General features: G+C 40.5%; 5 protein-coding genes and 11 tRNA genes. 11 read left to right on the top strand and 5 right to left on the bottom strand.

What is annotated here, in order from left to right; all coding sequences use genetic code 11:
• Window positions 1-40 precede the first annotated feature (40 nt).
• The 11 genes from HF569_RS12045 to HF569_RS11995 all read left to right on the top strand — a co-directional run bounded on the left by HF569_RS12045 (window position 41) and on the right by HF569_RS11995 (window position 1,096).
• Window positions 41-113 (top strand) — tRNA-Asn (locus HF569_RS12045).
• Window positions 114-122: 9 nt separating this feature from the next.
• Window positions 123-213 (top strand) — tRNA-Ser (locus HF569_RS12040).
• Window positions 214-226: 13 nt separating this feature from the next.
• A tRNA-Glu gene (locus tag HF569_RS12035) sits at window positions 227-299 on the top strand.
• 4 nt (window positions 300-303) lie between these two features.
• Window positions 304-376, top strand: a tRNA-Val gene (locus tag HF569_RS12030).
• 18 nt (window positions 377-394) lie between these two features.
• Window positions 395-469, top strand: a tRNA-Asp gene (locus HF569_RS12025).
• Window positions 470-521: 52 nt separating this feature from the next.
• Window positions 522-594 (top strand) — tRNA-Phe (locus HF569_RS12020).
• A gap of 5 nt (window positions 595-599) precedes the next feature.
• Window positions 600-682 (top strand) — tRNA-Tyr (locus HF569_RS12015).
• Window positions 683-689: 7 nt separating this feature from the next.
• A tRNA-Trp gene (locus HF569_RS12010) sits at window positions 690-760 on the top strand.
• A 14-nt stretch (window positions 761-774) separates the two neighbouring features.
• A tRNA-His gene (locus tag HF569_RS12005) sits at window positions 775-847 on the top strand.
• Between the two features lie 59 nt (window positions 848-906).
• Window positions 907-977: transfer RNA gene (locus HF569_RS12000), tRNA-Cys, on the top strand.
• A 34-nt stretch (window positions 978-1,011) separates the two neighbouring features.
• A tRNA-Leu gene (locus HF569_RS11995) sits at window positions 1,012-1,096 on the top strand.
• A gap of 145 nt (window positions 1,097-1,241) precedes the next feature.
• Here the strand turns inward: HF569_RS11995 and HF569_RS11990 are convergent.
• The 5 genes from HF569_RS11990 to HF569_RS11970 all read right to left on the bottom strand — a co-directional run bounded on the left by HF569_RS11990 (window position 1,242) and on the right by HF569_RS11970 (window position 5,049).
• Window positions 1,242-2,441 carry a tyrosine-type recombinase/integrase gene (locus HF569_RS11990; RefSeq protein WP_168902606.1) on the bottom strand — a complete coding sequence of 400 codons (1,200 nt, stop codon included), beginning with the start codon at window positions 2,439-2,441 and terminating at the stop codon, window positions 1,242-1,244.
• A 97-nt stretch (window positions 2,442-2,538) separates the two neighbouring features.
• Window positions 2,539-3,339: a DUF1828 domain-containing protein gene (locus tag HF569_RS11985; RefSeq protein WP_168902605.1), complete on the bottom strand. Its 801-nt coding sequence runs from the start codon at window positions 3,337-3,339 to the stop codon at window positions 2,539-2,541.
• A gap of 20 nt (window positions 3,340-3,359) precedes the next feature.
• Window positions 3,360-3,833, bottom strand: coding sequence for a DUF6978 family protein (locus HF569_RS12345; RefSeq protein WP_211089732.1), 474 nt, complete (start codon window positions 3,831-3,833; stop codon window positions 3,360-3,362).
• A gap of 78 nt (window positions 3,834-3,911) precedes the next feature.
• On the bottom strand, window positions 3,912-4,664 hold the full coding sequence (locus tag HF569_RS11975) for a hypothetical protein (protein ID WP_168902604.1): 753 nt from the start codon (window positions 4,662-4,664) through the stop codon (window positions 3,912-3,914).
• 88 nt (window positions 4,665-4,752) lie between these two features.
• The gene (locus HF569_RS11970; protein ID WP_168902603.1) at window positions 4,753-5,049 is read right to left on the bottom strand and encodes an OB-fold protein; all 297 of its coding nucleotides are present in this window, start codon (window positions 5,047-5,049) and stop codon (window positions 4,753-4,755) included.
• Window positions 5,050-5,190 lie beyond the last annotated feature (141 nt).

Below are 5,190 nucleotides of genomic sequence, written 5' to 3'. Positions count from 1 at the left end.
GATCGCCCCCTGCGAGGATAGGACGTTGCCACGCGATTATTCCGGCATAGCTCAGTTGGTAGAGCACCTGACTGTTAATCAGGTTGTCGACGGTTCGAGCCCGCCTGCCGGAGCTTAATAATGGAGAGTTGTCCGAGTGGCTGAAGGAGCAGCATTGGAAATGCTGTAAACGGGTACTAACCTGTTTCGAGGGTTCGAATCCCTCACTCTCCGTTTTCAAAAGTATGACCCGTTGGTCAAGTGGTTTAAGACACCGCCCTTTCACGGCGGTAACATGGGTTCGAATCCCGTACGGGTCATTTTGGAGGATTAGCTCAGTTGGGAGAGCGTCTGCCTTACAAGCAGAGGGTCACAGGTTCGAGCCCTGTATCCTCCATATGACATAATACATTATGGTCCGTTGGTCTAGTTGGTTTAGGACGCCTGCCTGTCACGCAGGAGATCACGAGTTCGAGTCTCGTACGGACCGTTGTTATGTTATTGAAAATTTAATACACAACAAACATATTACATGATGGTATGGCTCGGTAGCTCAGTTGGTAGAGCAATGGATTGAAGCTCCATGTGTCGGCGGTTCGATTCCGTCCCGCGCCATTTATGGTGGGGTAGCGAAGTCTGGCTAAACGCGGCGGACTGTAAATCCGCTCCTTCGGGTTCGGTGGTTCGAATCCACTCCCCACCATCATTATAGGGATATAGTTCAATGGTAGAACAACGGTCTCCAAAACCGTCGATGTGGGTTCAACTCCTACTATCCCTGTTTGTAATGTGATGGCGGTATTGGTGAAGGGGTTAACACACCGGATTGTGGTTCCGGCACGCGTGGGTTCGATTCCCACATACCGCCCTAGATTGGGGCATCTTGAAGTTTTTCAGCTGGTCCAGTCAGATTGGATAGGCGATTATGGTGGTATAGCCAAGTGGTAAGGCAGAGGTCTGCAAAACCTTCATCGTCGGTTCGAATCCGATTACCACCTTTGACTGGGTGTATCCAATCAATTTGTATTTTTTGCCGGAGTGGCGGAACTGGCAGACGCGCTGGACTCAAAATCCAGTGACCGTTGAGGTCGTGTGGGTTCGAACCCCACCTCCGGTATATCAAGGAAATATATGTCTGTTTAAAAAGAGAAGGAACGTTGTTATATCAGCGTTCCTTCTCTTTTTTTGTTTTTATAAAATCATATTCATACATACTTATACAAGTTAGTGCTACAGAAGTGCTATTTTTTTAGAGTGCAATGCTACATTTTCATCGATTTTGTAGCATCAGAGTTAAAACTATCCCAGTCAACCCCGCTACCGAGCTTCTTCATGACGCGCTCAGCCTTATCGTCCTCAGCCTGCTCTAGTTCTTGAATTATGTGTAGGTAAGTCTTTGTGGTCGTTGAGATACTCTCATGGCCTAATCGATGGCTGATATAAGCGATTGAAGCCTTTTGGTACAGTAAAATTGAAGCGTGCGTGTGTCGTAGACCGTGGAAGTTAAGTTTTTGATCTATATTAGCTGATTTTAGCAATTCTGCTAATCCATCATTGAGGGCCTTAGAAGAGGGAACACGCTGGTAGCGAGAGAAGAACACTAAATCCTTAGAGTTAGATATCTCTTTGGATTTAAGAAATAGTTCTTGTTCATAATGCAACTTCTGCAAAATATTGAGTAAGTTACGGTCTACTTTTATCTTCCGTATGGAGTAAGGATTTTTTGTTGGTCCAAAGTCACGTTTTTTCCAATTCCAAGACTTATTAATATCTATGGTTCCGTTCTTGACATCTATGTCGGTCCACGTTAACCCCGCAATCTCTTGCTGACGCATGCCTGTAAGCAGGGCAGTTAAGCACATGTATGAAGTTACATCTAAGCCGTGAAGATTGCTCATAGTCACCTTATAGAGCTTAGCCGCGTCATTGTAACTAAGGTATTTAATTTCCCGCGTATTGCTAGAGTCGTAAACTATGTGAGTATTTAATGTAAAGTCCCTTGGTATAACACCATCATTTACCGCGTTACGCACAGCAGCTCTAATGTGAACGTTTATTTTAGCGGCCGACTCTTTAGAGTGTGTTTTTTCGTCTTTGCCATCACCGAGGCCATACCAATTAAGGAATTTTTGATATTGAGCTGTGTCAATTTTCCGGAGTAGGGTGTTTCCAAAATACTTAGTGATCGTGTTGATCGTGTATTGATACCTTTCGGCCGTCGCGTCAGCAATATTTGGTTTCCTGAATATTTTGAACCATTCCGTAAAGTAATCCAAAAAAGTGATGTTGCGCTGAGAGATTTTTCCGCCACTGTGCACTTGCTGCTCTAATTCAATACCATAGACCTCTGCTTCTCTCTTGGTTCTAAAACCACTTTTAGACTTATAATGGCGCTTGCCATCGGTACCTTTAAAGCTGACACGGACGATCCATTTTCCATTTCCTTTGTATATTTCTGCCATGGATATTCCTCCTTAATTGGAAACTGAAACTGTTGATATTTCCAAACGTATGTTCTTTCGACGTGCTAAATAAAAGTATCTGCTGTGGCAACAGATACTAGGATATTGCTAATTTTTCCTTAACCGATGACTTATCTTGAAAGTCTATAACTTGAATGTCGTGTGACATGAGTCCTTCAACATAAGGTTTCTCCTTTTCAGAAATCCCATTTAATAGGAGATTGAATGTTGCATTACTTCCGTAATTTTCTTCACGAAATTGTTGAGTATCACTCCAAATTCCAATAACTGCATCCATAGAATTTTTAGAAAGGGTATTGTATAACTTTGTTAACTTAAAATCGTTTGGTCTGGGAGTAAAAAGATATTCGAATCTGTACTTCTGATTTGTTTTGCCGTCCGCATAAAAGTTTTTTAGAAAGCTGTACTCACTTCTTTTATTGCTAAAGTATGTGTGAACATCGTCAAAAAACATTCCAGAAGTATTTGAACGATTCATAAAAGCGATGTCTGAAACATTAATAATTATTTGAGCAAAATCTGTGATAGTCTGTGATAGTTCGGATTCAGTTACTATCTTTGAAATCTCATTTTTTTGGTTAATTTGAAATTTATATGGATTTATAATGGACTGCAAGATACGCCAGCGATTACTATCTTTTTTTGTTACGTTCACACCGTTAACTTCTAAATTCCATATTGTGTACCCTTGATCGGTTACTAAGAACCCATTTTCTTTAGGCTCAACATTGAAAATAATCCCATCTCCAGAACTGTCAGTGAAAGGGAGAGATATTTGAATGTTATTGTTGGAGAGAGTCTTAAAGTGCGTTTCTTTTGTAATCCAGTTTATCCAGTTACTCGCAATATTTTGGATATCAGCATCTGATAATAACATAAAAATTCACCCTCTCTGTGTTAAATGAGTAGTCCTTGATTAATACTTAACTGAATTCTATCACGATGATTTGTATTAGTGAAGATTAACAATTCTTCAAGAGCAGTTAAAAAGTCAGAAGTATTGGAAAGACCCTGATACGGTAAAGAATGTGCCTTGGTATTGGTTTTTCCATCGTTTTTTTCATGGAATTCTTTCTCAGAAAAAATGTTGACACGATTACCGTGAATAACCTTGCCATCTGCATTCTTGTGGAAACTATTATTTAGATTCATTCGTACTAGTGTAAGTTTCGTTCGATCGTCCATGAACTGTAGATGGCAATTTCCCTCTGCATAAAAGTAGTAAAGGCGAAAAGGGTGACTGTCGTTTCCAATAATGGGTATCATGCCCTTAGTGCCATCTGTTAAATTTCCAGTGACGGTCTTGGTAATATTTTTAAGTGAGTTAATCAGATTATCAGCCTGATCTTGTGTTAATAGAAGTTCCTCCATACGGTTCACCTACTATTCCAATATTAAATTTTAATGCTTCACCCCGGAATCGAACCGAGGGGAGTCACCAGACAGAAGCTATGAATTTTGTGCCTTTAGTTGCATCGTCATATCATAAGTATGGAAATCAGACGAGTCGTCTGGGTTAACATCGAATTTTAAACGAATTGAAGAAAATTGATTGGTTTTCGAAATATTAGGTACCATAAATACTAGCGTTCCTTTTTTTGTAGCACCAGAGTTTATTTCATCAATATCGGTACTATCTTGCGAATCAACGTCGATTTGTTGACCGTCGCTTGTGTTTAGAACGGCTTGGTCATCAAACATAGTTGAATCAGTGCCAGCAGTGTATGTATAGCGCACTACAATGTATCCTTCTGCATCAGTTTCGTTATCGTCATCGTCGGTGTAAGTGAAAGACTCCGTAGTTGCGACAGTTACATCAACAACCTCTAAGTCCGAACCTCTGAAACTCGTATCTCCATATTTAGGATTGAAAGCTTGTTGTTTTTTGACATTAACATCAGTTCCATCGGACAAAGTGAGGGTGGGGTCATCTGATTCTGAATCAGTCGAGTTCGTATCGGATGAAGAATCTTCATCGTCGGAACCAGAATCTGACGAGCTTGACGATGTATATACGGCTTGCACATTACTTGCCTGTTCAGCCTCTTGATGAGAATGATATGCAATGATTCCCCCAGTAACGCATATCATAAAAACGATTACTCCAGTCCATGTATACCAACGCTTATACCATTTTTTTGTACTAGGTGTTTTGACTACATATGTCTTTCCGTCTTCTCCCTTGATGGTCTTCTTGGGCATAAAAAATCCTCCTAAATAAAATCCCCGCACGAATTTTCCAACTTTTAACGTCATCAGTTTTGGACGAAACAAGGCAAGCCAATATTATCTATTGGACAAAGTCTTCAATAATATCGGACTCAAGCGTTTTGCCATTTAGCTTGACGGTTTTAGTAAGTCCACCGCCTAAAATAGTGATATTACTGCCCTCTGAAATATGGTGAGAGTGCATGTCTTCCACCTCAATCTCAGCAACGGTAGCAGCTGTATTGTCGTTATTGCTTAGAACAACATAATCCATAGTACTATCGTCAGTATTTCGCTGAATATATGTGACGGTTCCAGTTACCTTAATCAGTTTTTGATCATATTTATCTGGGTTATCGGTGAAATTTTCAAGACTCACACGTTTGTATTTAGACTTATAGCTCGATTTAGGGACTGTCTGAAAACTAAAAATTCAGGTATAATCTGAGGAAAAACGAATCGAGGCATTCCGATGACAACACCTAAACGATACGAACTGGAAGATGCTCAGTGGGACCGA

Origin of the sequence: Levilactobacillus tujiorum (genome assembly GCF_012641185.1) — a bacterium.
Classification (GTDB): Bacteria; Bacillota; Bacilli; order Lactobacillales; family Lactobacillaceae; genus Levilactobacillus; species Levilactobacillus tujiorum.
Note: the sequence above shows the minus strand (reverse complement) of the source record. Positions and strands in the feature narration are given on the sequence as shown.